Origin of the sequence: Micromonospora sp. CA-240977, assembly GCF_050942285.1 — a bacterium.
Classification (GTDB): Bacteria; Actinomycetota; Actinomycetes; order Mycobacteriales; family Micromonosporaceae; genus Micromonospora.
Genome location: NZ_CP192055.1, coordinates 932,025 through 958,459, shown reverse-complemented (window position 1 = coordinate 958,459; position 26,435 = coordinate 932,025). Strand labels below are relative to the sequence as shown.

The window sequence follows — 26,435 nt, the reverse complement described above, 5'->3', positions numbered from 1 at the left end:
GCGATCGTTAGGGTGACCGGGGCGGCCGATACACTCCCCGTCAGTAACCTGCCGGGGAGGAGCCACGAAGGTGCGCAAGGTACTCATCGCCAACCGCGGCGAGATCGCCGTCCGGGTGATCCGCGCGTGCCGCGACGCCGGCCTGGGCAGCGTCGCCGTGTACGCGGACTCCGACCGCGAGGCCCTGCACGCCACCCTCGCGGACGAGGCGTACGCGCTCGGCGGGGACAGCGCGACCGAGACGTACCTGCGCATCGACAAGCTGCTCGACGTCGCCGCGCGGGCCGGCGCCGACGCCGTGCACCCCGGCTACGGCTTCCTGTCCGAGAACGCCGACTTCGCCCAGGCGGTCATCGACGCCGGGCTCACCTGGATCGGCCCCACCCCGCAGGCGATCCGCGACCTGGGTGACAAGGTGACCGCCCGGCACATCGCCCAGCGCGCCGGCGCTCCGCTGGTCCCCGGCACTCCGGACCCGGTGGCCAACCCGGACGAGGTGATGGCGTTCGCCGTCGACCACGGCCTGCCGGTCGCCATCAAGGCCGCCTTCGGCGGTGGCGGGCGCGGCCTCAAGGTCGCCCGGACGATGGAGGAGATCCCCCAGCTCTTCGAGTCGGCCACCCGGGAGGCGGTCGCGGCGTTCGGCCGGGGCGAGTGCTTCGTGGAGCGCTACCTGGACCAGCCTCGCCACGTCGAGGCGCAGGTCCTCGCCGACCAGCACGGCAACGTGATCGTGGTGGGCACCCGGGACTGCTCGCTGCAACGTCGGCACCAGAAGCTCGTGGAGGAGGCCCCCGCGCCGTTCCTCACCGACGCCCAGCGGGCCCAGATCCACGACAGCGCCAAGGCGATCTGTCGGGAGGCCGGCTACCACGGCGCCGGCACCGTCGAATACCTGGTCGGCAGGGACGGCACCATCTCCTTCCTGGAGGTCAACACCCGGCTCCAGGTCGAGCACCCGGTCACCGAGGAGACCGCCGGCATCGACCTGGTCCGCGAGCAGTTCCGGATCGCCGACGGCGAGAAGCTGCGGAGCACCGAGGACCCGACGCCGCGCGGGCACGCCATCGAATTCCGGATCAACGGCGAGGACCCGGGCCGCAACTTCCTGCCCGCCCCGGGCACGGTCACCGCGCTGCGGCTGCCCACCGGCCCCGGCGTCCGGGTGGACACCGGCATCTCGGCCGGCGACGTGATCGGCGGCAACTTCGACTCACTGCTGGCCAAGGTGATCATCACGGGTGAGACGCGGACCGAGGCGCTGGAGCGCGCCCGCCGCGCGCTCGACGAGATGGTGGTCGACGGCATGGCCACCGCGCTGCCGTTCCACCGGCTGGTGGTGCGGGACGAGGCGTTCACCGCCGAGCCGTTCACCGTGCACACCCGGTGGATCGAGACGGAGTTCCACAACACCGTGCCGCCGTTCGCCGCCGCCGCCGGCGCCGCCGAGGCGCCGGCCGAACGCGACACCGTCGTGGTCGAGGTGGGCGGCAAGCGCCTCGAGGTCAGCCTCCCCGCCGGCTTCGGCGGGAGTACGACCACCGCGGCGCCCGCCACCCGTAAGCCGGGACGACGCGGCGGCGCGGCCAAGGCGGGCGCGCCGGTCAGCGGCGACGCGCTCACGTCCCCCATGCAGGGCACCATCGTCAAGATCGCGGTAGCGGACGGCGACACGGTGGCCGAGGGTGACCTGGTGGTGGTGCTGGAGGCGATGAAGATGGAGCAGCCGCTGCACGCCCACAAGGCGGGCACGGTCAGCGGGCTCACCGCCGAGGTCGGCGCCGTGATCACCGCCGGCGCTCCCATCTGCACCATCGCGTGACGCGACGGCACCTCGTGCGGAGGGGTCCTTCCTGACCACAGGTCGCGCGGCGGGAGTGGTTTGCGGCACCGGGACCAGCACCGGCGGCCGCGAGCGGCAATGATGGTCGGGTGCGGTTCCTTCACGGCGCGGCCCCCGCGCACGACCTGACCTATACCGACGTCTTCATGGCGCCGGCCCGCTCCGACCTGGGTTCCCGGCTCGACGTCGACCTGTCCACCGGTGACGGCACCGGCACCACCATCCCGCTCGTGGTGTCCAACATGACAGCGGTCTCCGGTCGGCGGATGGCCGAGACGGTGGCCCGCCGGGGCGCGATCGCGGTGATCCCGCAGGACATCCCGATCGAGGTGGTGGCGAATGTCGTCGCCTGGGTCAAGCGGCGGCACCTGGTCTACGACACGCCCATCACCCTGGGCCCGACGGAGACCGTTGGCGACGCCATCCACCTACTGCCCAAGCGCTCGCACGCCGCGGTGATCGTGGTCGACGACGACGGCCGGCCGCTGGGCGTGGTCACCGAGGCGGACACCACGGGAGTGGACCGGTTCGCCCAGCTACGTCACGTGATGTCCACCGAGCTGCACACCGTCCCGGCGGACGCCGACCCACGGACCGGTTTCGACCTTCTCTCCGCGGGCCGTCGCCGGCTCGCTCCGGTGGTGGACGCCGACGGTCGGCTGGTCGGGGTGCTGACCCGCCAGGGCGCGCTGCGCGCCACCCTCTACACGCCGGCCGTGGACGACCGGGGCCGGCTGCGCATCGCGGCGGCCGTCGGGATCAACGGCGACGTGACAGGCAAGGCCGCCGCGCTGCTGGAGGCGGGGGTGGACACGCTGGTGGTGGACACCGCACACGGCCACCAGGCGCGCATGATCTCCGCGCTCCAGGCGGTCCGCAAGCTGGACCCGGGGGTGCCCGTCGCGGCCGGCAACGTGGTCACCGCCGAGGGAGTACGCGACCTCGTCGAGGCGGGGGCGGACATCATCAAGGTCGGCGTCGGGCCGGGCGCGATGTGCACCACCCGGATGATGACCGGCGTCGGCCGGCCGCAGTTCTCCGCAGTCCTCGACTGCGCGACCGCGGCCCGGCAACTGGGCCGGCACGTGTGGGCCGACGGCGGGGTGCGGCACCCACGGGACGTGGCGCTCGCGCTCGCCGCCGGGGCGTCGAACGTCATGATCGGCTCGTGGTTCGCCGGCACCTACGAGTCCCCCGGTGACCTGTACGCCGACGCGGACGGCCGGCGGTACAAGGAGAGCTTCGGGATGGCCTCGGCTCGGGCGGTCAGCGCCCGTACCGCGGACGACAGCCCCTACGACCGGGCCCGCAAGGCGGTGTTCGAGGAGGGCATCTCCTCGGCGCGGATGTATCTGGACCCGGTCCGACCTGGCGTCGAGGACCTGATCGACGAGATCATCGCCGGGGTGCGCAGCGCCTTCACCTACGCCGGCGCGCGGGACCTGACGCAGTTCCACGAGCGGGCGATCGTCGGCGTGCAGAGCGCCGCCGGCTTCACCGAGGGAATGCCGCTGCCCACGAGCTGGTGACCCGCCGGGGTTGACCCGGTGCCGGCGCGCCCACCCGTCAGGTGGCCAGCCGGCGCAGGACCACGCGGGCTGCCGCACGGGGGTCGTCGCCGACCCGCTCCGGCAGCGCGCCCGCCAGCCACAGGGTCGCGAAGCCGTGCGCGATCGACCAGGCGGCGAGCGCGTCCCGGTCGGTGTCGGCGGGAGCGCCGTCGGAGGGCAGGGCCGCCACCTGGGAACGCAGCGCGGCCCTGGCGCGCTCCCGTGCGGCGATCAGCTCGGGGTCGTCGGCCCGGTACAGCTCCGGCCGGAACATCACCTCGAAGTGTGCGCGGTGTCGGACGGCGAAGTCGACGTACGCGACCCCGGCGGCCAGCAGGTCGTCGCCCGCCGCCGCCAACTCCTGGGCCAGCAGGTCGAAGCCCTGGGTGGCAAGCGCGGTGCGCAGACCGGCCTTGTCGCCGAAGTGGTGCGCGGGCGCGGCGTGCGAGACACCGGCCCGACGGGCCAGGTCACGCAGGCTCAGCGCGGCATGCCCGTCCTCCTCGATCGCGTCGAGCGCGGCGGCGAGCAGGGCGCGACGGAGGTCGCCGTGGTGGTAGCCGCGCGTCTCGGTCATGCCGGAACTCTATCTTGTCGTTGACAAGATGCCACCTCGACGGGCAATCTTGCCACTGACAAGATTTCTCAAGGAGGTTTCCGATGGCACCCCTGATCGCTCTGATCGTCGGCACCGCGCTGGCTCGGCTGGCCGGCCTCGCCGGCAGCACCGCACTCGACGGCTGGCACCCCGCACTCCGGGTCGGGTTGGCCCTGCTGTTCGTGCTGACCGGCGTCGCGCACTTCGCCGGTCAGCGCCGCGCCGACCTGATCGCGATGGTCCCGCCACGACTACCCCGCCCGGATCTGCTTGTCACCCTCACCGGCGTCCTCGAACTGGCCGGGGCCGTCGGGCTGCTGATCCCGGCGACCGCCCGCCCGGCCGCGGCCGGGCTCGCCCTGCTCATGCTCGCGATGTTCCCCGCCAACATCTCGGCGGCCCGCCGGAAGCTGACCCTCGCCGGGCGTCCGGTGACCCCGCTCCCCCAGCGCACGGTCCTGCAGATCCTGTTCGTCGCCACCGCCGTGGTAATTTCGTTTGGCTCCTGACTATCAGGGAGCTAATCTGCCCACGTGAAACTCGTGACCCTCCAGGACGTGCCGCTCGGCCGGCTGCTGATGGTGGCCGGGCACCTCGTCGAACAGCGGTGGAACCGCTACCTCGCCGAGGAGCACGGCCTCACCCACGCCGGCATGGTGACTCTGATGACACTCGCCCGACACGGCGAGCTGCCCCACCGGGAGGTCGCCGAGAAGGGCTTCGTCCGCCCCGCCACCCTGACCGGCATCGTCGACACCCTCGAACGCGACGGTCTGGTCGAGCGGCAGCGCGACGACAGCGACCGGCGCAGCGTGCGCATCGTCCTCACTCCCGCCGGGCGGGAACGGGTGGCAGCGCTCAGCACGCTGATGCAATCCGGACGCCCGATCACCTCGGTCGACGCCGACCCGGCGAAGGCACAGGTGATCCGGGAGTTCCTGCTAGAGGTCATCGGCAGCGGGGACGACCCGCGGATGACCAGCCGCCCTACCGATCCGAAGGACCCGGCGTGCTGATCCGACTGTTGCGCAACCAACTGCGCACCTACCAACGACCGTTGCTGGCGGTGGTGCTGCTCCAGTTCGTGGGCACCATGGCCTCGCTCTACCTGCCCAGCCTCAACGCCGACATCATCGACAAGGGCGTGGCGCGCGGCGACACCGACTACATCGTGCACACCGGCGGCTGGATGCTGCTGGTCAGCCTGATCCAGATCGTCTGTTCGATCGCCGCCGTCTATCTCGGCGCGCGGATCGCGATGGGCTTCGGCCGAGACGTCCGGGCCACGCTGTTCGGGCACGTCAACCGCTTCTCCGCCCGCGAGGTGGCCCGGTTCGGGGCGCCCTCGCTGATCACCCGCAACACCAACGACGTCCAACAGGTGCAGATGCTCGTGCTGATGAGCTGCACCATGCTGGTCGCCGCACCGATCATGAGCGTCGGCGGCGTGGTGATGGCGCTGCGCGAGGACGTCGGGCTCTCCTGGCTGATGCTTGTCAGCGTGCCGGTCCTGGCCGTCACGCTGGGCGCGATCATCCGTCGGATGGTGCCGGGCTTCCGGCTGATGCAGACCCGCATCGACACTGTCAACCGGGTGCTGCGCGAGCAGATCACCGGCATCCGGGTCGTCCGCGCGTTCGTGCGCGAGCCGTACGAGACGAACCGTTTCGGCGTCGCCAACGCCGACCTGACCGCCACCGCGCTGCGTACCGGCCGGTTGCTGGCGCTGATCTTCCCGGTGGTCATGCTGGTCCTGAACGTCTCCAGCGTGGCGGTGCTCTGGTTCGGCGCGCAGCGGGTGGATGCCAACGCCATCCAGATCGGCGCGCTCACCGCCTTCCTGGCGTACCTGATGCAGATCCTGATGGCCGTGATGATGGCCACCTTCATGCTGATGATGGTGCCCCGGGCCGCGGTCTGCGCCGAGCGGATCGTCGAGGTGCTGGACACCGACTCCTCGGTGGTCCCCGCCGCCGAGCCGGTCAGCGAGCTGGCCACCCGGGCCGAGTTGGAGCTGCGCGGGGTGCGCTTCCAGTACCCCGGCGCCGTCGAGCCGGTGCTGCGGGACATCTCCTTCCGGGCCACCCCGGGCACCACCACGGCGATCATCGGCAGCACCGGCGCCGGCAAGACGACCCTGCTGTCGCTGATCCCCCGCCTGGTCGACGTCACCGCCGGCGCGGTGCTCGTCGACGGGGTGGACGTGCGCGAGCTGGCGCCGGACGAGCTGTGGCGGCGGATCGGCCTGGTGCCGCAGCGGCCGTACCTGTTCACCGGGACGGTCGCCAGCAACCTGCGCTACGGCAACCCGAACGCCACCGACGAGGAGCTGTGGGCGGCACTGGAGATCGCCCAGGCCCGGGACTTCGTGGCCCAGATGCCCGGCGGCCTGGAGGCACCGATCGCCCAGGGCGGCACGACCGTCTCCGGTGGGCAGCGGCAACGCCTGGCCATCGCGCGGGCGCTGGTCCGACAACCGGAGATCTACCTCTTCGACGACTCGTTCTCGGCGCTCGACCTGGGCACCGACGCGCGGCTCAGGGCCGCCCTGCGGCCGATCACCGCGCAGTCCGCTGTGGTGATCGTGGCCCAGCGGGTCTCCACGATCATCGACGCCGACCAGATCATCGTTCTCGAGAACGGAGGGGTCGTCGGAGTGGGACGACACGCGGAACTGTTGGAGACCTGCCCGACGTACGCCGAGATCGTGGCGTCCCAGCAGACGACGGAGGTGGCGGCGTGAGCGAGCGCGACGAGCCGCGCACCGCGGCCGTACCCAGTCAGAAGCCCGGCGGCGAGACCGGGCAGCAACCCGGCGGCGGCGCGGCGACGCCGAAGCGGCTGCCGCCCGGCCGTCAGGGCGGCGGCCCACCGTGGATGAGCGCCGGAATGCCCGCCGAGAAGTCGATGAACTTCGGGCCGTCGGCCCGACGGTTGCTCGGCCGGCTGCGATCACACCGAGTGCACCTGGCCGCGATCATCACGTTGGCCGTGGTGAGCGTCGGCTTCAGCGTGGCCGGCCCGAAGATCCTGGGCCACGCCACCGATCTGATCTTCACCGGGGTGATCGGCCGGGACCTGCCCGCCGGCACCACCGCCGACCAGGCCGTCGCCGCGGCGCGGGCCAGCGGCAACGACAGCTTCGCCGACATGCTGGCCCGGATGGACGTGGTGCCCGGCGTGGGCATCGACTTCACCGCGTTGGGGCGGGTGCTGCTGCTGGCGCTCGGGCTCTACCTGGCCGCGAGCGTGCTGTCGTGGTGGCAGGGCTGGCTGCTCAACGGGGTGGTCCAGCGCACCGTGCTGCGGCTGCGCGCCGAGGTGGAGGAGAAGCTCAACCGGCTGCCACTGCCGTACTTCGACAGGCAGCCCCGCGGCGAGCTGCTCAGCCGGGTCACAAACGACATCGACAACATCTCGACAAGCCTCCAGCAGACGCTGAGCCAGCTGCTCACCTCGCTGCTGACCGTCGTCGGCGTGCTGGCCGTGATGTTCTGGATCTCACCGCTGCTGGCCCTGGTGGCCCTGGTCGCGGTGCCGCTGTCGGTGCTCGTCACCCAGCGCATCGCCAAGCGCTCCCAGAAGCAGTTCATCGCCCAGTGGACACACACCGGCGAGTTGAACGGCCAGATCGAGGAGGCGTACACCGGTCATGAGCTGGTGAAGGTCTTCGGCCGGCAGGGTGAGGTGGAGGCCGCGTTCCACGCGAAGAACGAGGAGTTGTTCCGGGCGAGCTTCGGGGCGCAGTTCATCTCTGGGATCATCATGCCGTCGATGATGTTCATCGGAAACCTGAGCTACGTGGCGATCGCCGTGGTCGGCGGGCTGCGGGTCGCCTCCGGGACGATGAGCCTGGGCGACGTGCAGGCGTTCATCCAGTACTCCCGCCAGTTCACCCAGCCGCTCACCCAGCTCGCGTCGATGGCCAACCTGCTCCAGTCCGGGGTGGCGTCGGCCGAGCGGGTCTTCGCGGTGCTCGACGCCGAGGAGCAGACCCCCGACCCGGTCGAGCCGGCCCGGGTCACCGACCCGCACGGGCGGGTCGAGTTCGAGCACGTCTCGTTCCGCTACGAGCCGGACAAGCCGCTGATCGACGACCTGTCGCTGGTCGCCGAGCCGGGGCACACGGTGGCCATCGTCGGCCCGACCGGCGCCGGCAAGACCACACTTGTCAACCTGGTCATGCGCTTCTACGAGCTGGACGCCGGCCGGATCACGCTCGACGGGGTGGATATCACCGCGTTGCGCCGCGACGACCTGCGCGGCCGGATCGGCATGGTCCTCCAGGACACCTGGCTCTTCGGCGGCACCATCCGCGACAACATCGCCTACGGGCGGCCGGACGCCACCGAGGAGGAGATCCTCGCCGCGGCGCGGGCCACCTTCGTGGACCGGTTCGTGCGCAGCCTGCCGGACGGCTACGACACTGTCATCGACGAGGAGGGCAGCAACGTCAGCGCCGGCGAGAAGCAACTCATCACCATCGCCCGCGCGTTCCTCGCCGAGCCGTCGCTGCTGATCCTGGACGAGGCCACCAGCTCGGTGGACACCCGTACCGAGGTGCTGCTGCAACGGGCGATGGCCGCGCTGCGTTCGGATCGGACCAGCTTCGTCATCGCGCACCGGCTCTCCACCATCCGCGACGCCGACCTGATCCTGATGATGGAGGACGGCCGGATCGTCGAGCAGGGCACCCATGAGCAGTTGCTCGCCGCCCACGGCGCGTACCACCGGCTCTACCGCTCCCAGTTCACGGGCGCGGTGGCCGACGAGGAACCGGCCGTCCCCGCCGCCCAGCCGGCGTCGGTCTGAGGGGCGGGTCGCCGCCGTGCGCGCCACGCGACCGACGGCGACCCACCCCGGATCGGCGGGTGGGTCAGCCCGCCGGGAGCAGCTCCCCGGCGCGGGCGGCGACCTGCCCGCCGATCAGGGCCAGCGCCGCGTCGGCGGGCATCGGGTCCAGGGCCCGGCCGCCGCGCAGGCGCAGCGCGAGACGCCCGTCGGCCGCCTCCCGGGCGCCCAACACCCCGAGGTACGGGACGCGGCGGCGGGCCGCGTCCCGGATCCGGGCACCCAGCGAGCCGGTGCCGTCCACCTCGACCCGCAGGCCGGCCTCGACGGCGCGACGGGCCAGGTCGGCCGCCGCGTCGGCCTGCCCGTCGTCGATAGGCAGCAGCACCAGTTGGACCGGCGCGTACCAGGCCGGGAAGGCGCCCTCGTGCACCTCGATCAGGTACGCGAAGAGCCGCTCCATGCTGCCGACCAGGCTGCGGTGCACCATGACCGGTCGACGCCGGCTGCCGTCCGAGTCGGTGTACGACAGGTCGAACCGCTCCGGCTTGTCGAAGTCGAGCTGGATGGTGGAGATGGTCGACTCCCGGCCGGCCGCGTCGACGATCTGAATGTCGATCTTCGGGCCGTAGAAGGCGGCCTCGCCGGGCGCCTCGACGTACTCCACCCCGGCCAGCGCCCCTCGGAGCAACTCCTCCGCGTGGGCCCACTGCGCGTCGTCGCCGACGTACTTCTCCCCCGGTCCGCGCAACGAGAGCCGGAAGCCGGCCGGGCGGACGCCGAGCGCGGCGTGCGCGGCGCGGATCAGCCGGAGGATCTCGACGACCTCCCCGCCCACCTGCTCGGGGGCGCAGAAGGTGTGCGCGTCGTTGAGCGAGATGGCCCGTACCCGGGCCAGCCCGCCGAGCACCCCCGAACGCTCCGAGCGGTACATCCCGCCCAGCTCCGCGATCCGCAACGGCAGCTCTCGATAGGAGCGGCCCCGGGCGCGGAAGACCAGGGCGTGGTGCGGGCAGAGCGCGGGCCGGAGCACGAACTCATCGTCGGCGCTCAGCCGCATCGGCGGAAACATGTCGTCGGCGAAGTAACCCAGGTGCCCGGAGAGTTCGAAGAGTTCGCGTTTGCCCAGCGGGGGCGAGTAGACGTGCTGGTGGCCGGAGCGGCGCTCCAACTCCCGGACGTACTCCTCGACGGCGTGCCGGGCAGCGGCGCCGGCGGGCAGCCAGATCGGCAGGCCGGCGCCGGCCAGTGGATCGGAGACGAAGAGGTCCAGCTCGCGGCCGAGCCTGCGGTGGTCGATCATGTCGGGCTCCTGGATCGGGTACGACCCGGAGGCGACCTGGGCTCCGAACGGCGCGCGGCCCTCGGGGGCGGATCGCCCCGGGGCCTTGTCGACGGTGGTTACGTCAGAGCGGCGCGCCGGGGATTCCCGGCGTCGTGGTCACCACTACCGCGCTGCGCATACGGCGACCGTACTCGGCGGGCAACCGGGGCCGCACCCGGATTTGCGGCGGCGAGCGAGGAGGTGGGCCGCCGGCGCGGGACCCGCCGGCGGCCCTGGCGGCCCGAAATCGTCAGGAACGGGGGACCCGACGGGCGTGGGCCGCGCCCGTCAACGGTACGCCGACGTACGCCGATCCGCCGACCGGTACCGGACGGGTGGGACGGGCAGGGAACCCGTCACCCGAGACCGGTTGGCCTCGTTGCACCTGAGTGGCCCCTGTCGTGTCGACCGTCACGACGGGCCGGGCCTGTCCTCGGTGACGCCGGACACGCAGTCAGGCTCAAGACACCCAATCGGCCGCATCCGGCGAGGTGGCAGGCGTGCCCGAACTTCTGACTGACGTCGCATCGCCGACGTGGGCGTACCTGGTGCTGCTCGCTCTGCTGATCGCGGACGCCTTCGTTCCGGTGATACCCACCCAGATCATCATGATCACCAGTGGTGCGCTCACCGTCTACGGCGGGCTCAACCTGCCGGTCACCATCGCCGTCGGCGCACTCGGTGTCTTCGCTGGTGACCTGGCCTGCTACCTGCTCGGGCGGGTCGCGCCGGACCGGCGGTCGCCCCGGCACGCCGAGCCGAGCCGGGCCCGTCGGATGGCCAGCCGGGTCACCCAGGGGCTCCGACAACCCGGACCGCTTGTCATCCTGCTCTGCCGGTTCGTTCCCGGCGGCCGGATGGCGGCCTGCTTCTCGGCCGGCCGCAGCCGTTACCCGTACCGGCTGTTCGTGCTCTACGAGGCAGTGGCCGCGCTGGGCTGGGCCACCTACGGCGCGCTGGTCGGGCACCTCGGCGGCACCGCGCTCACCGAGTCGGCGTGGCGACTGGTCATCATCGCCAGCGCCGCCGCTGCCGGCTTCGCCGCGGCGGGATGGGCGATGACGGTGGTCAGCGCCCGCCACGCCCGCGCCGCCGCCGCCGTAGTCGACATCCCCATCGACTGAGTGTCGCCGCCTCCGCGACTGGCGTACCTCTAGGGGTGGTTTTTCGGGGCGATGTCGGTGGGCTTCCCCGATTCGGCTCGGGTCCGCACGGCGACAGGCTGAGACATGTCTGGAACCCGGAACACCGGTCTGCTGGCCCTCGGCGGGATCGCCCTGGCGGCGCTGCTCACCGTTATCGGTCACCTGGAAGTCAACGACGACCTCAACCCGTGGGCGTTGACCATCAGCGACTTCGCGGTCTCCGACCGGGGCGGGGTCATCGACGTCGCGATGGTGGTGCTGGCGCTCGCCACTGTGGCGCTGCTCTACGGGCTGCGTCGCGCCGCACCGGCGCGGCCCGGCCGTGCGGCCGAGCTGCTGCTCGGCGCGTGGGCGACCGGGCTGCTGCTGGCCGCGGTGGTGCCGACGAACGAGCCGGGTACCGCCATGACCACGGCGGCCTATGTGCACCGGTACGCCTCGGTGGTCGCCTTTCTGGCACTGCCGGCGGCCGGTTGGCTGCTCGCCCGCCGGCCCGATCTGGAGCCGGCCGCCCGCATGCTCCGCACCCTCGTCCTGCTGAGCCTGAGCCTGGCGACGGCGATGGTCTGGTCCGCCTACCCCGGCGACCGGGTGCTGATCGGCCTGGCCGAACGGTTACTCATCCTCACCGAGGTGGCAGTGCTGGCAATCGTCGCGCTGACCCAGACCCGCGCCGTAGCCGATCATGGAGTGGTGGTGCCCCACGAGAAGGGCGTCACGGCGTGAGCCGCCCACCACAACTCCATGATCGACGAGGAAGGGGCGGTCACTCCAGCTCGTGCAGCATCAGCTGGCGGGCCGCTTCGGTGATCGAGCCGGAGAGGCTCGGGTAGATGGTGATGGTCTGCGCCAACTCGTTGACTGTGAGGTTGTTCTCCACCGCCATGGTGATGGGCAGGATCAGCTCGCTGGCCTTCGGCGCGACCACCACCCCGCCGATCACCTGACCGCTGGCCGGCCGGCAGAACAACTTCACGAAGCCGTCGGAGAGATCGTCCATCTTCGCCCGGGCGTTGCCGGAGAGCGGCAGCATCACCTGCCGGGCCGGCACCTTGCCCGCGTCCACCTCGTCCTGCGAGACACCCACGGTGGCCAGTTCCGGATCGGTGAAGACGTTCGCCGCCACGGTACGCAGCCGCAGCGGGCGCACCGCCTCGCCGAGCGCGTGCCACATGGCGATCCGACCCTGCATGGCGGCGACGCTGGCCAGCAGCAGCACCCCGGTGCAGTCACCGGCGGCGTAGATGCCCGGCACGTTGGTCCGGGACACCCGGTCGACAGTCACGTAGCCGCCCCGGCCCAGCTCTACGCCGTACTCGGTAAGGCCCAGGTTCGCCGTGTTCGGGATCGATCCGACAGTGATCAGCGCGTGCGAGCCGGTGACCCGGCGGCCGTCGGAAAGCTCCACCTCGACGCCGTCGGCGGTACGCCGGACCGCGTCGGCCCGGGAGTTGTTGAGGATCTCCATGCCCCGGTTGCGGAACACCCGCTCGATGGCGGACGCGGCGTCGGCGTCCTCGTGCGGCATCACCCGGTCCCGGCTGGACACCAGGGTGACCTGGACCCCCATGGCCAGGTACGCGCTGGCGAACTCCGCGCCGGTGACACCGGAGCCGACAACGATCAGGTGCTCGGGCAGCTCCGGCAGGTCGTACACCTGACGCCAGGTCAGGATGCGCTCACCGTCCGGTACGGCGGTGGGCAACTGGCGGGGTGTCGAGCCGGTGGCCACCAGCACTGTGGTCGCCGCGATGGAGTATTCCTCGCCGCCGTCCGCGGGGGTCACGACGACCCGGTGGGTGTGCCCGAGGGCGTCCTCGCCGAGCCGGGCGGTGCCGGCCACGACGGTTACCCCGGCCTTGAGCAGCTTGGCGTGGATGTCGGCGGACTGCGCCAACGCCAGCCGCTTGACCCGCTCGTGCACGGCCCGCGCGTCGACGGTGACCGCCTCCAGGCCGTCCGAGTGCACCCCGAACTCCTCGGTGTCCCGGTAACCGGTGACCACCCCGGAGCTGGCGATGAAGGTCTTCGACGGTACGCAGTCGGAGAGCACGCAGGCCCCACCGGCGCCGTCGGCCTCCACCACCGTGACATCGGCGTCCAGCTGGGCGGCGACCAGCGCCGCCTCGTACCCGGCCGGCCCCCCACCGATGATCACGATCCGGCTCACAGCGTTCGCCCTTCGTCAGTGCTCACAGTGACTTTGTTCTCCCGAGCGCATTCGACACGCACTGTCGTATTCTCCCTCACCCGTCAGCCGGGCTATCGTCATCGCCGTGCGTCATCACGCCGCCTACGGCTCAAATCTCGACCCTGCCCGGATGCGTGCCTACTGTCCGCATTCGCCGATGGTGGGCACCGGCTGGCTGGAAGGCTGGCGGCTGACCTTCGCCGGGGCCGACGTGATCGGCTGGGAGGGCGCGGTGAGCACCCTTGTCGAGTCGCCCGGCGACCGGGTCTTCGTGGCGCTCTACGACATCCACCCGTACGACGCGGGCCAGCTCGACGAGATCGAGGGAGTGACCGCCGGCACGTACCGCAAGCTGCACGTCCGGGTCTCCACCCTCGACGGCGACGTGACCGCGTGGATCTACGTCTTCAACGGGTACGAGGGCGGCCTGCCGACGTCCTGGTATCTCTCCGAGATCGCCAACGCCGCCGAGAAGGCGGGCGCCCCGGACGACTACGTCACCGAGTTGCGGGCCCGCCCCACCGGCACCGCGTCGGCGTAGCAGCGCGTATCGCACCTCCCCAGTGTGCTACCGCCGCCGACCGGACCACGGATCGGGTGCGAGCCGGGTCGTCAATCACACACCGGCGGCGAGGTCGGCCCGGGTGCGGTGCAGCAACTCGACAAGCTCGGCGCCGGCAGCCGGGCCGAGGGCCGTGAACGCCGGCGCGACGAGACGGTTGGTCACCGCCTCCGCCCAGAGTCGCCGGCGCACCAACGGCCCGATCGGCGAATAGGGCGGCGGCCAACCGCAGGCCACCGCCCCGGCCTCCCCCTCCGGCCCGGCCAGCACGGCCTCCAGCGGGGTCATTCCGGCGGCGCGTACCGCAAGCAGGTAGGCGCCGGTGAAGTGTTCCCGGAGCAGTCGCAGCCCGGCGGCGGTGCGGGCCCCCGGCGAGAGATCCGGCAGCGGCATTGCCCGCCACGCGGCGAAGAGCGGCATGGCGCTGGCGTCCGCCGCCACCACCGCCTGCTCGACGAGCACCGCCAGGCGCTCGGTGGCGGGCCGGGCGTCAAGCTGCTGCGCGCCCCAACGGCAGCACTCGGCGAGGCTCGCTGCCGCCACCTCGACCGGCGGGACGACCCGGGCGGCGGCGTCCCACCCGTCGGCGACCGCGTCCGGGGCGATGAACCCGAGCGCCGCGGCGGCCGTCTCGGCCCGCACGTCGCCGAGCGCCCCAGCCCGGCCACTGATGTAGAACGCCCAGCCGGAGATGCCGAGCAGCCGGGCACGGCGCAACGTGGCCGGGTCCCGGGCGAACGCGTCGCCGAGGTCGAGCACTACCGGCTTGCTGGCGGCAGCGACCTGCTCCGGTGTCATCCGAGCGACCCGCTCGGGCAGCCCGATCCGTCGACCACGACGAGGCCCCGATCCGGGATCACCCGCCCTGGACGGCCCGCGCACTCGTCGTCGTCCATCGATTGTCAGTCTGCCGCGCCACCGCCCGCGTCCGCATCCCCCTCTTCGGCCGCCAACGCCTCGACCGCGGCCTCCACCTCGCCCGCGCGCCGCCGTGCCACGGTGACCGCCCGCTCGGCGGCCCGCCGAGCGAGCTTGGCCCGGCTGAGATCCTGCTCGGCGACCGCCCGCCGTCGCTCCAGCTCGGCCAGTTCGGCCTCGATTCCATCGAGTACTGCGGCACCGTCGCGCTCCTGCCCGGCCGCCTCGGTCAGCTCGGCCTCCGCGCGCTGCTGATCGGTCCGGGCCTTGGCCAGCTCCCGGTCCAGGGCGCGGCGCTGCCGGGCCCGCTCGGCACGGGCGGCCCGCTGCGCGGCCTGCTCGGCGCGCTCCGCGGCCCGGTCCGGGCGGGAGGTTGCCCGGTCCGTGCGGGAGGTTGCCTCGGGACGCCCCCGCTGGGCAGCCGGTCGGCGGGCCGGGCGTGCCTCCTCCGGCTCCTCCTCGTCGCCGGTGACCAGCCTCAGCTGCGGCCGGGGCACCTCGCCGAAGCCGGCGTAGCTGGCCGCCCGGAGCAGGCGGCCCGCCCGGACCTGCTCGGCGACGTCGACGTCGGAGAACGCCGCGTTCAGTGTCGACTCCACCTCGGCCAGGGGCAGCCGACCGGCCGGTGGCGCGTCCGGCTCCGCCGCCGCGAGCTTGCGGACCTCGGCGACCAGGGCGCCGACCACCGCCCGCCGCTGCGCTGACAACTCCCGCAGCCGGGGGCCGCGCAGCTCCCGCTGGGCCGTCCGCAGCGCGTCGGCGAGCTGGACCAGGTCGGCGACCAGCTCCGGGCGTTGGATGGCGAGCAGGTTCACCAGCCAGGCCGCCACCGTCGGGCGACGGAGCCGGGCCAACTGCCGGGCGGTGGCCTGGTCGCCGGCACGGCGGGCGTCGGCCACGGCGGCGTCCCGGGCGGCCACGAACCGGTCCGGTGGGATGCGGTAGAGCTGCTGCACCAGCTCCGCTGAGGGGCCGGGCATCGGGTCAGACGTCCACCCGGCTACCGGGCTCCAGCCGCTGGTACTCGGTGCCGGACATGGCGGCGTACTGCCCGTTCAGCACGCCCAGACCGTTGTCGTTGAGCAGGCCGTCGTGCATTGCGTACGCCCGCCGGGGCGCGACCGCGCGGATGAAGTCGAGCACCTCGGAGAACTTCGACCAGGGGGCGTGGATCGGGGCGAAGAGCGTGTCGACGGGTGTCTCGTCGGGCACCACCAGGGAGTCACCCGGGTGATAGACCACGTCGTTGATCAGGTACCCGAGGTTGTCCACCACCGGGATGTCGGGGTGGATCACCGCGTGTTGCCCCCCGTACGCCCGGACGGCGACCCCGGCGGCGGTGAACGACTCACCGGGGGTGACCGGGTGCAACACCTCGGCCGCGTCGTCCAGGGTCTCGGCGAGCGAGGCGGGCCCGTGGATGGCGAACGGCTGCCGGTCGAGCTGCCGGCGCACCGCGGCCAGGTCGAGGTGATCGGGGTGCTTGTGGGTGATGAGCACCGCGTCCGCGCCGTCCAACGCCGTCGCGGAGTCGCTGAACACACCGGGATCGACGACGAGCACTCCCCCGTCGTGTTCCACCCGGAGGCAGGAGTGGGCGTACTTGGTGAGCCGCATCGTGACTCCTCGATTATCGAATCGTGATGTCCTCAGCGCAGTCTGCCGGAACCAGCCGACGTGTGCGCCGCGTCCGAGCTATCGCCACACCGGACGACAACGAGGAGCGGGGATGGACGGACAGGTGGTACGACGCCGCGGCAGACTGCTGGCGGTGACGGCACTGGCGGCGGCGCTCGCGCTGACCGGCTGCGGGGGCAGCGACAGCGGGTCGGCGGACACGGCGGCCGAAGCCCCGGCGGCGAACGGCGACGCCGCGCGGGACAACGCGAAAGGCGTACCCGAGGCGGCCAAGGCCGGGGAACCGCAGCAGGGCGGGGCCGGGGCGCCCCAGGAGGCCGGCACCGGCGCGCCGGACCTGCGCGTCGACCAGCGGGCCATCATCTACACCGGCTCGATGCGGGTGCAGGTGGGCGATGTGGACGCCGCCGCCCGCGACGTGAGCGCGCTTGCCACCCGCTCCGGTGGCTTCATCGGTGGAGATCAGCGGCGCAGTGCCGGTGCCGACGCGGTGGCCGAGTTGCAGTTGCGGGTGCCGGCCGCGAAGTTCACCGGCGTGGTGGACGAGATCGCGAAGCTCGGCGTTCAGCAGAGTCGGGAGATCAGCACCGAGGACGCCACCGAGGCGATCGTCGACCTCGACGCGCGGATCACCACTCAGCAGGCCAGGGTGGAGAGTGCCCGACGGTTGCTGGCCCGCGCCACCTCGATCACCGACCTGGTGTCGTTGGAGAACGAACTGGGGCGCCGCGAGGCCGACCTGGCGTCGTTGGAGGCCAAGAAACGGCGACTTGCCGATCTGACCGCGCTCTCCACGATCACCGTGGCTCTGGTCGGGCCGGCGGCCAAGGTCGTCGAGCCGAAGGCCGAGACCGGCTTCCTGGTCGGGCTCAGGGGCGGGTGGAAGGCGTTCGTCGCCTCGTTGACCGTCCTGCTCACCGTGCTGGGGGCGCTGCTGCCGTGGCTTGTGGCACTCGGCGTACCGGCGGCGGCGCTGCTGCTCGTGCTGCGCCGACGGAAGAGGACCCCGATCCCGACCGCTCCGGTCAGCGCGCCGCCGCCAGTGCCCGCAGCGCGGTCTGCACCATGACGCGGACGCCGGCGGGGATGGCCCGCTCGTCCACGTCGAAGCTCGCCCGGTGCAGGTCGACGTTGGGACCCGAGCGGCCCACGCCGAGCCGGGCGAGGGCGCCGGGGACGTACTCCAGGTACCAGGAGAAGTCCTCGCCGCCCATGCTCTGCGGTGTCTCGGCGATCCCCTCCGGACCGAGCGCGGCGGCGGTGGCCGCCGTCAACACCTGGATGGCCCGGGAGTCGTTGCACACCGGCGGCCGGCCGCGCAGGTATTCCAGGTCGACGGTGGCGCCGGTCGGCGCGATCACGTCCCGGACCACCTGAGCGACGATCTTGGGCGCCTGCTCCCACGTGTCGCGGTCCATCACCCGCAGGGTGCCGGAGGCGCTCGCCTCGGAGGGGATGACGTTGTAGCGGGTGCCGGCCGAGGCGTGGCCGAAGACCAGCAGCAGGCCACTGTTGGCCGGCACCCGGCGGCTGACCAGGGCGGGCACCTCGGTGACCAACCGGCCGAGCGCGTCGACCAGGTCGACGGTCAGGTGCGGTCGGGCGGTGTGCCCTCCCGGGCCGGACAGCCGGACGGTGACGTTGTCGGCGGCCGCGGTGATCGGGCCGACCCGCAGGCCGACCTGCCCCACCGGCAGGTTCGGGTCGCAGTGCAGCGCGAAGATCTGCACGACGTCGTCCAGGCCGCCGGCCTCGATGACCTCCAGCGAGCCGCAGGGCAGGATCTCCTCGGCCGGCTGGAAGATGAGCCGGACCCGCCCGTCCAGCTCACCGAGGTCGGCGAGTTGGGCCAGCAGCATGCCGACGCCGAGCAGGATCGAGGTGTGCACGTCGTGCCCGCAGGCGTGGCAGACGCCCTCCACCGTCGACCGGTAGGGCACGTCCTTGGGGTCGTCGAGGGGCAGGGCGTCGATGTCGGCCCGCAGCGCGACCACGGGGCCGTCCGGCCGGCCGTTGACGTCGCAGATCACGCCGTTGCCCTTGGGCAGCAGGCGCGGGTTGAGCCCGGCCAGCGAGAGCTCCCGGGCGATCAGGGCGGCCGTCTCGAACTCGGTGCCGGACAGCTCAGGGTGCGAGTGGAGGTGACGGCGCGTAGCGATCAGCCCCGGTACCCGGAGGGCGAGGAGGTGGTCCAGTTCGCGGGGCAGCGGCTGGGAGCCTGGCGGCGTCTCCAGCCAGGACGACGCCAGCTGGCCACCCGTGGGCAGCGTCAACGCACTCGTCACGTCGAATTCTCGATCACTAGAAGTGGATGGATCATCGGGGACAGCAGACAGCCTAGACCTCCGACGGTGACGCTGCGCAACCTCGTTACGGTAATGATCAGACCGCGCAGCGTCAGGTATGCCCTGTTCGGAGCGCTCGGAGATGTGTGGGACAGCAGGTAGATCGCTATCGAACGCCGACATCCGCCCCTCACCTCCTACAACGCGTAACCGATCGCGGCGGCTCCGAATCCCGCGGAACGCGCGCGGATCCTGGTGCAAATTGTCGCATTAGTCGGGGTGATGAACTGACACTCCGACAATTAGCCGACCACACTCCGCAACGAGCCGGATAGGGACGCTCACATGGCGCCGTCCGCCACGGGCGCACACCGTGTGCGTCCGCGCTCCTCGGATCCGGTACCCGCCCGGCGCGACGGACACCGCGTTCGCGAGCGGGACGCTCAGAAGCGATCGGTGGGCCGGTACAGCCCCCACACCTCGCGCAGCGTCCCGCAGACCTCACCCACTGTGGCCCGGGCCCGCAGCGCCTCCTTCATCGGGTAGAGCACGTTGTCCGAGCCCTCCGCGGCGGCCCGCAGATCGGCGAGGGCCCGCGTCACGGCCGCACCGTCCCGCTCGGAGCGCAACCGCGCCAGCCGCTCGGCCTGAGCCGCCTCGATCGTCGGGTCGACGCGCAGCGGCTCGTACGGCTCCTCCTCGTCCACCGTGAACCGGTTGAGCCCGACCACCACCCGCTCGCCCGAGTCGATCTCCTGCGCGATCCGGTACGCGGACTGCTCGATCTCCCGCTTCTGGAACCCGGCCTCGATCGCGTCCACCGCCGAGCCGTGATCGGCCACCCGCTCCATCAACTCGAGCGCGGCGGCCTCGATCTCGGCGGTCATCGCCTCCACCACGTACGACCCGGCGAACGGGTCGACGGTGGCGGTCAGGTCGGTCTCGTACGCCAGCACCTGCTGGGTACGCAGCGCGAGCCGGGCCGCCTTCTCGGTGGGCAGCGCGATCGCCTCGTCGAAGCTGTTGGTGTGCAGCGACTGCGTGCCGCCGAGCACCGCGCCCAGCCCCTGCACCGCCACCCGGACCAGGTTCACCTCGGGCTGCTGCGCGGTGAGCTGCACGCCCGCGGTCTGGGTGTGGAACCGCAGCATCATCGACTTCGGATCCTTCGCGCCGAAGTCGTCGTGCATCAGTCGGGCCCAGATCCGGCGGGCGGCGCGGAACTTCGCGACCTCCTCCAGCAGTGTGGTGCGGGCTACGAAGAAGAACGACAGCCGGGGCGCGAAGTCGTCCACCGCGAGCCCGGCGGCCAGTGCCGCCCGCACGTACTCGACGCCGTTGGCCAGGGTGAACGCGATCTCCTGCGCGGGCGTCGCGCCGGCCTCGGCCATGTGGTAGCCGGAGATGGAAATGGTGTTCCACTTCGGCACCTCCTTGCGGCAGTACGCGAACGTGTCGGCGACCAGTCGCAGCGACGGCTTCGGCGGGAAGATGTACGTGCCCCGGGCGATGTACTCCTTGAGGATGTCGTTCTGGATCGTGCCGTTGAGCGCCGCGCCGGGCACCCCGTTCTCCTCGGCGACGAGTTGGTAGAGCAGCAGCAGCACCGAGCCGGGCGCGTTGATGGTCATCGAGGTGGAGACCTTGTCCAGCGGGATGTCGGCGAAGAGCAGCCGCATGTCCTCGATGGAGTCGATGGCGACGCCCACCTTGCCGACCTCGCCGTGCGCGATCGGCTCGTCGGAGTCGTAGCCCATCTGGGTCGGCAGGTCGAACGCGACCGAGAGGCCCATCGTGCCAGCCCGCAACAACTGGTGGTACCGCGCGTTGGACTCGGTGGCGGTGCCGAAGCCGGCGTACTGGCGCATGGTCCACGGACGGGAGGTGTACATGGTGGGGTACACCCCCCGGGTGTACGGAAACTCGCCGGGGGCGCCCAGCCGGGAGTCCAGATCCTCCGGAAGGTCCGCGCCCGTGTAGACGCCCTTGATCGGAAAACCGGACTCGCTTGACCGCCGTTCGTTCATCCCCGGATGGTAGGACGCCTGGGCATGTCGTCGGGTGAGGGATACCGCACAGCCCGTCCCGAGCCGTCGACAGGAGGTGAACGACGGGGCACTTTCTGTCGACTTCGATAAACGTCCGTCGCGTCGGCTTTCGCATCGGGCGTCGGAACCAGCAAGATAGGGGGGTTGTGTCCCAGCCCCCCTCGATTTCCCCCGGTGGCTTTTCTGTGACTCAGATCCCGACGTGGAGCGGCGGACCCGTCAGTCCCGCCAACGGCCGCGCAGCACCCGGCACCACCATCGGTGACCGGTACTCGCTGCGGTCCTCGGTGGGCAACGGCGGCATGGGCACGGTGTGGCGTGCCACAGACACCCTGCTGCGCCGCGACGTGGCGGTGAAGGAGGTCGTCCTGCCTCCGGGGCTGGCCCCCAGCGACCGTGACGCCATGTACGAACGCACCCTGCGCGAGGCGCGGGCCGCCGCCGCCATCCAGCACCCGGCGGTGGTGCAGGTGTACGACGTGGTCACCGAGGCCGGTCGGCCGTGGATCGTGATGGAGCTGCTGGACGCCCGCAGCCTCGCCGACATGGTGATCGAGGACGGGCCGGTCGCGCCCCGCGCCGTCGCCAAGATCGGCATAGCGCTGCTCGGCGCGCTGGAGGTGGCGCACGCGATCGGCGTGCTGCACCGCGACGTCAAACCGGCAAACGTGCTGATCTGCACCGACGGGCGGTGCGTGCTCACCGACTTCGGGGTCGCCCGGATGCCCACCGACGTGCAGCTCACCACCCCCGGCATGGTGCTGGGCTCGCCGCACTTCATCTCGCCCGAGCGGGCCATGGGCCAGGAGTTCGGTCCGCCGAGCGACCTCTTCTCGCTGGGTGTGACGCTCTACACGGCGGTGGAGGGGCGACCCCCGTTCGACAAGGGTGACCCGATCGAGACCATGCACGCCGTGGTCGAGGACCCCCCGGCCCCGCCGCAGCGCAGCGGCCCGCTGACCCGCGTGCTGATGGGCCTGCTGGAGAAGGACCCGGCGCGCCGGCTGGACGTGCACACCTCCCGGGCCATGTTGCGCGAGTTGCTCGCCGGCCCGCTCGGCAGCACCGCGACCGCTGTGCACTCGGTCACCGACCCGTACGCGGTGGTGCCGGTGCAGCAACGCCCGGTGCCCGTCCTCCCGCCGCCCCCGCCGGAGCCGAAGCCGGACAACCAGATCGGTGGCAAGGCGATGCTGGCCCCGGGCGAGTCCCTGACCGACCGGCTGGCCGCGCTGCGCCGCGGCGAGCGCCCCCAGCCGGCAGCCCCGGCCAGTGCCACCGGGTTCGACGAGACCAGCGCCGACGCGTTGTCCGGCCCACTGCACACGCCCACCGGCGCGATGCCCGGCCCCGGCCAACCGCAATCCGGGCGCACCTACGGTGGCAGCGCCGACACCACTCAGCGGGTGGACGCCGGCGCGCACCCGGACGCCACCCAGCGGGTCAGCTACGGCAGCCCGGCCGATGCCACCCAGCAGGTCGGATACGGGGGCGCGCCGGAGGCCACCCAGCGCATCGGCGGCACCTACGGGGGCGGCAACCAGTGGTCGGTGCCCGGCACCGGCCAGCCCTGGGCCACCTCGCCCGCCGCCGCGGGCGGCGGCGGCGCTCTCGGCAAGGTCCGCGCCACCGGTGGTCAGCTCGTCAGCACGGTCAAGGGCTGGCCCCGCAGGATGCAGCTCGCCGCCGCCGGCGGGTTGGCGGTCGTGCTGCTGCTCACCGTGGTGGCCCTGTCCAGCGGCGACGACCCGCCGCCGAACACCCCGGCGGCGCAGCCCACCGCGTCCGCCCCGGCGGCTCCCACCGTCGAGATGCAGGAGCACGCGGCCCGCGGCATCCAGGTCATGGTGCCGAAGGGCTGGAAGAAGGCCACCGGCGGCTCGTACACCGACTACATCGACCCGGAGGACAGCGGCCGCAAGGTCCGCATCATCACCGAGAAGTGGTCAAGCGACTCCAACCGCTGGGCGGAGACGGCGGAGAACGGTCTCAAGACCAGGAGCACCTCCTGCGTCAAGCCGTACCAGCAGGTGAACGCCGCCCAGACCGAGCTGGCCAGCAAGCCGGCCGCCGAATTCGAATACACCTGCGGCGAGGGCGACGTCATGCGGCACGGCGTCTGGCGTGGCGTGGCCGAGGGCGGCAAGGCGTACTCGTTCTACCTCACCGCGACGGACGCCAAGTTCGCGGAGAGCAAGCCGATCTTCGACGAGATGGTCAGGACGTTCCAGCTCACCGGTGAAGGCTGAGCCGAGGGAACCGACAGCGGTGATCCGCCGCCGTGCTATCAAGGGGCATGGCGGCGGACACCACTGACATCGACGACATTCGCGAGCAAGCCCGGCGTTGGCTGGCCGACGACCCCGACCCGGCCAGCCGGGACGAGCTGACGGCGGTGCTCGACCAACTGCCGGCGAGCGCCCCGGAGCTTGCCGACCGGTTCGCCGGCCCGCTGACCTTCGGCACGGCGGGCCTGCGCGGCCCGCTGCGCGCCGGCCCGAACGGCATGAACCTCGCAGTGGTCACGCAGGCCGCTGCCGGCCTGGTCGGCTGGCTCGCGGCCCAGGGCGGCACCGGCCCCCTGGTGATCGGGTACGACGCTCGGCACGGCTCCCGGCAGTTCGCCGAGCGCACCGCCCAGGTGGCCACCGGCGCGGGCCGGCCGGCGCTGCTGCTGCCCCGCCCACTGCCCACCCCGGTGCTGGCGTACGCGGTGCGCCACCTCGGCGGGGTTGCCGGAGTGATGGTCACCGCCAGCCACAACCCGCCCCAGGACAACGGCTACAAGGTCTACCTCGGCGCGGAGCTGGGCGGTGAGCTGGGTGCCGGCGCGCAGATCGTCCCGCCCGCCGACGCCGGCATCGAGGCGGCCATCCGGGCGGTCGGCCCGCTGACCCAGGTGCCGCTGGGCCCACCCGGGCAGGTGCTCGGTGACGACCTGGTCGCCTCGTACGTGGAACGGGCCACCGCCGTGATCGACCCGGACGGGCCGCGGGACCTGACCGTGGCGTACACCCCGCTGCACGGGGTGGGCGCCGCGGTGCTCACCGCCGCCTTCGCCAACGCCGGTTTCCCGGTGCCCGGCGTGGTGCCCGACCAGGCCGAGCCGGACCCGGCGTTTCCGACCGTGTCGTTCCCCAACCCGGAGGAGCCGGGGGCGGTGGACCGGTTGATCGCGCTTGCCGACTCCACAGGCGCGGACCTCGCCATCGCCAACGACCCGGACGCCGACCGGTGCGCGGTGGTCGTCCGGGAACGCGCGGGCGACGGCGGGCAGACCTGGCGGATGCTGCGCGGCGACGAGGTGGGCGTCCTGCTCGCCGACCACCTGATGCGCCGTGGGGTGACCGGGCTCTACGCCACCACCATCGTCTCGTCGTCACTGCTGCGCGCGATGTGCGCGGCCCGGGGCCTGCCCTACGACGAGACGCTCACCGGCTTCAAGTGGATCGTGCGGGCCGGCGGTGGCAGCGCGCCGCTGGTCTTCGGCTACGAGGAGGCGCTCGGCTACTGCGTCGCCCCGGAGCACGTCCGGGACAAGGACGGCATCACCGCCGCGCTGACAGTGGCCGAGCTGGCCGCCGGGCTCCAGACGCAGGGTCGTACGTTGATCGACCGGCTGGACGAGTTGGCCGCCGAGTTCGGCGTGCACCACACCGACCAGCTCTCCGCCCGGGTGGACGACCTGCGGGTGATCACCGACGCGATGGCCCGGATCCGGGCGGCCACCCCGACCACCCTGCTCGGGCAGCCGGTCGACAGCGTCCGGGACCTGCTGCCCGAGGCGGACGTGGTGATCCTGCGGACCGCTGTGGCCCGGGTGGTGATCCGCCCGTCCGGGACCGAGCCGAAGCTCAAGGCGTACCTCGAGGTGGTGGAGCCGGTGGTGGACGGTGACGTCCCCACAGCCCGCGGCCGGGCGGCGCAGGCTGTCGCCGCCCTGCGCGACGAGATCGCCGTGGCTCTGGGGCTCTGACCGGCGGGCCGCTCGGGGGCGGGCCGCCGGGGAGCCCCGGCGGCCCGCCCCTCGGGGAAGAGCGCGGCGCGGGGTCAGCGACGAGGACCGAGGGCCTGGTCGACGGCCCGGCCCAGGGCGGCCACGACCAGGCCGACCGAGGGACGGACCACCGAGTCGTCGGTGCTCACCTCGCCGGAGAAGCCGGCGCCGGTGGCGATCTCCGTCAGCCGGCGACGCGCGTCGGCGGCGGTCTCACCGCTGACCCCGAGCGCGGACTCCATCCGCAGCACCGCGACCAGGGTGGCCAGCGCGGCGGTCCGCTCGTCCGGGGCCGCCGCGCCGGTCAGCGCCTCGGCCAGCCGCTGCCGGGTCTCCGCCTCCACCGAGGCGTCGACGACCGGGTAGCGGTGCACGTGGATGAAGCCCAACTCGGTCTCGTCGACGTCGCGGACCACGCCCTGGCTGCACAGGTCGCCGAGAATCCGGTCCCGCAGGCCGTGCCGCAGGCGCTGCACCCAGGAAGCCGGGCTGTGCGGGGTGTCGGCCGCGACCCGGCCCAACACCTCGTCGGCGACCGGCTCCCCGGTGGGCGTCGGGTCGATAACCGCCAACGATCCGTTGTCGTACGCGATCCGGCCGGCCAGGGCGAGCTCGACCAGCACCGCGGCGGCCATGCCCAGGTCCAGGCTGATTCGCGGCATCGTCGCCTTGCCGGTCGTGTCGTCGTAGGCGAGGAGCAGCAGCTCCTCGGCGAGCGCAACACCAGTCATGGCCGGAGACGGTAGCGGGTCCGGCACCAACGCGCACGGACCCGCCCGACCCGGCGCCGACCGGGTGCCGCCCTCAGAACCGGGGCATCCCGCCGAACTGGCGGTCGCCGGCGTCCCCGAGCCCGGGGACGATGAACATGCGGTCGTTGAGCCCCTCGTCGATCGAGGCCGTGACCAGGCGCAGCGGCAGACCGGAGCGTTCCAGCCGCTCGATGCCGACCGGCGCGGCGAGCACGCAGAGCACCGTGATGTCGGTGCAGCCACGGTCGGCCAGCAGTCGACAGGAGTGCTCCAGCGAGCCACCGGTGGCCAGCATCGGGTCCAGCACCAGCACCGGCAGCCCGGCCAGATCGCGGGGCAACGACTCCATGTACGCGCGTGGCTCGTAGGTCTCCTCGTCGCGGGCCAGGCCGACGAAGCCCATCGAGGACTCCGGCAGCAGGCCGAGCGCGGCGTTCGCCATGCCCAGGCCGGCTCGCAGCACCGGGACCAGCAGCGGCGGGTTGGCCAGCCGGGTGCCCTCGGTGCCGGTGACCGGCGTCTGCACCGGGTACCGCTCGACGGGGAAGGTGCGCGCCGCCTCGTACACCAGCATGGTGGTCAGTTCGTGCAGCGCGGCCCGGAACGTCGAGGAATCGGTGCGCGCGTCCCGCATGGCGGTCAGTCTCGACTGGGCCAGCGGGTGGTCAATGACGTGTACGTCCACGATCGCTCAACCTACCGGTCCGTACGGCGGGCCGGTGCGGGTGCGGTCGGACCAGCGACACCGCTCACGTCCGCCGGCCCGCTGTGCGCAAGATCACGTGGCCTTCCG

22 protein-coding genes are annotated in these 26,435 nt (G+C 72.3%); 12 read left to right on the top strand and 10 right to left on the bottom strand.

All coding sequences use genetic code 11. The annotated features are described in order from the left end of the window. The first annotated feature begins 70 nt into the window (after positions 1–70). Together ACQPWW_RS04610 and ACQPWW_RS04605 are read left to right on the top strand one after the other, a co-directional pair. Complete coding sequence (locus ACQPWW_RS04610) at positions 71–1,822, top strand: acetyl/propionyl/methylcrotonyl-CoA carboxylase subunit alpha (protein WP_433129440.1); 1,752 nt, start codon at positions 71–73, stop codon at positions 1,820–1,822. 110 nt (positions 1,823–1,932) lie between these two features. Beyond that, on the top strand, positions 1,933–3,372 hold the full coding sequence (locus ACQPWW_RS04605; protein ID WP_433129438.1) for a GuaB1 family IMP dehydrogenase-related protein: 1,440 nt from the start codon (positions 1,933–1,935) through the stop codon (positions 3,370–3,372). 37 nt (positions 3,373–3,409) lie between these two features. Here ACQPWW_RS04605 and ACQPWW_RS04600 read toward each other — a convergent pair whose 3' ends face one another. Then, positions 3,410–3,970 carry a TetR/AcrR family transcriptional regulator gene (locus tag ACQPWW_RS04600; RefSeq protein ID WP_433129436.1) on the bottom strand — a complete coding sequence of 187 codons (561 nt, stop codon included), beginning with the start codon at positions 3,968–3,970 and terminating at the stop codon, positions 3,410–3,412. Between the two features lie 83 nt (positions 3,971–4,053). Here ACQPWW_RS04600 and ACQPWW_RS04595 point away from each other — a divergent pair, with 83 nt between their 5' ends. The 4 genes from ACQPWW_RS04595 (at position 4,054) to ACQPWW_RS04580 (ending at position 8,803) form a co-directional block, all read left to right on the top strand. Then, complete coding sequence (locus ACQPWW_RS04595) at positions 4,054–4,500, top strand: DoxX family protein (RefSeq protein WP_433129434.1); 447 nt, start codon at positions 4,054–4,056, stop codon at positions 4,498–4,500. Positions 4,501–4,524: 24 nt separating this feature from the next. After that, a complete protein-coding gene (locus ACQPWW_RS04590; protein ID WP_433129432.1) occupies positions 4,525–5,007 on the top strand; it encodes a MarR family winged helix-turn-helix transcriptional regulator in 483 nt (160 codons plus the stop codon). After that, entirely contained in the window at positions 5,001–6,734 is a 1,734-nt protein-coding gene (locus ACQPWW_RS04585) for an ABC transporter ATP-binding protein (RefSeq protein WP_433129430.1), read from the top strand. The genes ACQPWW_RS04590 and ACQPWW_RS04585 overlap by 7 nt, the downstream gene beginning before the upstream one ends. Positions 6,735–6,880: 146 nt before the next feature. After that, positions 6,881–8,803 (top strand): ABC transporter ATP-binding protein, encoded by a 1,923-nt coding sequence (locus tag ACQPWW_RS04580; protein ID WP_433134142.1) that lies wholly within the window; start codon positions 6,881–6,883, stop codon positions 8,801–8,803. Between the two features lie 64 nt (positions 8,804–8,867). On the opposite strand, the gene thrS is transcribed toward ACQPWW_RS04580, so the two are convergent. After that, entirely contained in the window at positions 8,868–10,085 is a 1,218-nt protein-coding gene (thrS, locus tag ACQPWW_RS04575) for a threonine--tRNA ligase (RefSeq protein ID WP_433129428.1), read from the bottom strand. 521 nt (positions 10,086–10,606) lie between these two features. Between thrS and ACQPWW_RS04570 the strand changes: the two genes are divergently transcribed. Beyond that, a complete protein-coding gene (locus ACQPWW_RS04570; RefSeq protein ID WP_433129426.1) occupies positions 10,607–11,230 on the top strand; it encodes a DedA family protein in 624 nt (207 codons plus the stop codon). Between the two features lie 105 nt (positions 11,231–11,335). Continuing rightward, positions 11,336–11,977, top strand: a complete 642-nt coding sequence (locus ACQPWW_RS04565; RefSeq protein WP_433129424.1) for a DUF998 domain-containing protein — start codon at positions 11,336–11,338, stop codon at positions 11,975–11,977. 40 nt (positions 11,978–12,017) lie between these two features. On the opposite strand, the gene ACQPWW_RS04560 is transcribed toward ACQPWW_RS04565, so the two are convergent. Next, the gene (locus ACQPWW_RS04560; RefSeq protein WP_433129422.1) at positions 12,018–13,421 is read right to left on the bottom strand and encodes an NAD(P)H-quinone dehydrogenase; all 1,404 of its coding nucleotides are present in this window, start codon (positions 13,419–13,421) and stop codon (positions 12,018–12,020) included. 106 nt (positions 13,422–13,527) lie between these two features. On the opposite strand from ACQPWW_RS04560, the gene ACQPWW_RS04555 reads away from it, so the two are divergent. Beyond that, entirely contained in the window at positions 13,528–13,983 is a 456-nt protein-coding gene (locus ACQPWW_RS04555) for a gamma-glutamylcyclotransferase (protein ID WP_112588201.1), read from the top strand. Between the two features lie 75 nt (positions 13,984–14,058). Here the strand turns inward: ACQPWW_RS04555 and ACQPWW_RS04550 are convergent, their stop codons facing one another. The 3 genes from ACQPWW_RS04550 to ACQPWW_RS04540 form a co-directional block, all read right to left on the bottom strand. Next, the gene (locus ACQPWW_RS04550; protein WP_433129420.1) at positions 14,059–14,802 is read right to left on the bottom strand and encodes an SCO6745 family protein; all 744 of its coding nucleotides are present in this window, start codon (positions 14,800–14,802) and stop codon (positions 14,059–14,061) included. A 104-nt stretch (positions 14,803–14,906) separates the two neighbouring features. Continuing rightward, positions 14,907–15,902, bottom strand: a complete 996-nt coding sequence (locus ACQPWW_RS04545; RefSeq protein ID WP_433129418.1) for a hypothetical protein — start codon at positions 15,900–15,902, stop codon at positions 14,907–14,909. A gap of 4 nt (positions 15,903–15,906) precedes the next feature. Then, a complete protein-coding gene (locus ACQPWW_RS04540) occupies positions 15,907–16,539 on the bottom strand; it encodes an MBL fold metallo-hydrolase (protein WP_433129416.1) in 633 nt (210 codons plus the stop codon). A 112-nt stretch (positions 16,540–16,651) separates the two neighbouring features. Here ACQPWW_RS04540 and ACQPWW_RS04535 point away from each other — a divergent pair, with 112 nt between their 5' ends. Beyond that, positions 16,652–17,629, top strand: a complete 978-nt coding sequence (locus tag ACQPWW_RS04535; protein WP_433129414.1) for a DUF4349 domain-containing protein — start codon at positions 16,652–16,654, stop codon at positions 17,627–17,629. On the opposite strand, the gene ACQPWW_RS04530 is transcribed toward ACQPWW_RS04535, so the two are convergent. Both ACQPWW_RS04530 and ACQPWW_RS04525 read right to left on the bottom strand, forming a co-directional pair. Then, positions 17,586–18,845: an amidohydrolase gene (locus ACQPWW_RS04530; protein ID WP_433129412.1), complete on the bottom strand. Its 1,260-nt coding sequence runs from the start codon at positions 18,843–18,845 to the stop codon at positions 17,586–17,588. The two genes, ACQPWW_RS04535 and ACQPWW_RS04530, sit on opposite strands and share 44 nt — an antisense overlap. A gap of 443 nt (positions 18,846–19,288) precedes the next feature. Then, on the bottom strand, positions 19,289–20,872 hold the full coding sequence (locus tag ACQPWW_RS04525) for an acyl-CoA mutase large subunit family protein (RefSeq protein ID WP_433129410.1): 1,584 nt from the start codon (positions 20,870–20,872) through the stop codon (positions 19,289–19,291). 206 nt (positions 20,873–21,078) lie between these two features. Here ACQPWW_RS04525 and ACQPWW_RS04520 point away from each other — a divergent pair, with 206 nt between their 5' ends. Continuing rightward, positions 21,079–23,142 carry a serine/threonine-protein kinase gene (locus ACQPWW_RS04520; RefSeq protein WP_433129409.1) on the top strand — a complete coding sequence of 688 codons (2,064 nt, stop codon included), beginning with the start codon at positions 21,079–21,081 and terminating at the stop codon, positions 23,140–23,142. Positions 23,143–23,189: 47 nt separating this feature from the next. Continuing rightward, on the top strand, positions 23,190–24,869 hold the full coding sequence (locus tag ACQPWW_RS04515) for a phospho-sugar mutase (protein WP_433129407.1): 1,680 nt from the start codon (positions 23,190–23,192) through the stop codon (positions 24,867–24,869). Positions 24,870–24,943: 74 nt separating this feature from the next. On the opposite strand, the gene ACQPWW_RS04510 is transcribed toward ACQPWW_RS04515, so the two are convergent. Beyond that, the gene (locus ACQPWW_RS04510) at positions 24,944–25,621 is read right to left on the bottom strand and encodes a GOLPH3/VPS74 family protein (protein WP_433129405.1); all 678 of its coding nucleotides are present in this window, start codon (positions 25,619–25,621) and stop codon (positions 24,944–24,946) included. A 73-nt stretch (positions 25,622–25,694) separates the two neighbouring features. Then, entirely contained in the window at positions 25,695–26,327 is a 633-nt protein-coding gene (gene upp, locus ACQPWW_RS04505; protein ID WP_433129403.1) for a uracil phosphoribosyltransferase, read from the bottom strand. Between the last annotated feature and the right edge of the window lie 108 nt (positions 26,328–26,435).

What these genes read in the sequence shown, in the direction of transcription:
- ACQPWW_RS04535 (WP_433129414.1), top strand. Translation starts at nt 16,652, where the DNA reads ATGGACGGACAGGTGGTACGACGCCGCGGCAGACTGCTGGCGGTGACG.
- ACQPWW_RS04600 (WP_433129436.1), bottom strand. Translation starts at nt 3,970, where the DNA reads ATGACCGAGACGCGCGGCTACCACCACGGCGACCTCCGTCGCGCCCTG.
- ACQPWW_RS04525 (WP_433129410.1), bottom strand. Translation starts at nt 20,872, where the DNA reads ATGAACGAACGGCGGTCAAGCGAGTCCGGTTTTCCGATCAAGGGCGTC.
- ACQPWW_RS04565 (WP_433129424.1), top strand. Translation starts at nt 11,336, where the DNA reads ATGTCTGGAACCCGGAACACCGGTCTGCTGGCCCTCGGCGGGATCGCC.
- ACQPWW_RS04515 (WP_433129407.1), top strand. Translation starts at nt 23,190, where the DNA reads ATGGCGGCGGACACCACTGACATCGACGACATTCGCGAGCAAGCCCGG.
- ACQPWW_RS04540 (WP_433129416.1), bottom strand. Translation starts at nt 16,539, where the DNA reads ATGCGGCTCACCAAGTACGCCCACTCCTGCCTCCGGGTGGAACACGAC.
- ACQPWW_RS04580 (WP_433134142.1), top strand. Translation starts at nt 6,881, where the DNA reads ATGCCCGCCGAGAAGTCGATGAACTTCGGGCCGTCGGCCCGACGGTTG.
- ACQPWW_RS04545 (WP_433129418.1), bottom strand. Translation starts at nt 15,902, where the DNA reads ATGCCCGGCCCCTCAGCGGAGCTGGTGCAGCAGCTCTACCGCATCCCA.
- ACQPWW_RS04550 (WP_433129420.1), bottom strand. Translation starts at nt 14,802, where the DNA reads ATGACACCGGAGCAGGTCGCTGCCGCCAGCAAGCCGGTAGTGCTCGAC.
- thrS (WP_433129428.1), bottom strand. Translation starts at nt 10,085, where the DNA reads ATGATCGACCACCGCAGGCTCGGCCGCGAGCTGGACCTCTTCGTCTCC.
- ACQPWW_RS04595 (WP_433129434.1), top strand. Translation starts at nt 4,054, where the DNA reads ATGGCACCCCTGATCGCTCTGATCGTCGGCACCGCGCTGGCTCGGCTG.
- ACQPWW_RS04510 (WP_433129405.1), bottom strand. Translation starts at nt 25,621, where the DNA reads ATGACTGGTGTTGCGCTCGCCGAGGAGCTGCTGCTCCTCGCCTACGAC.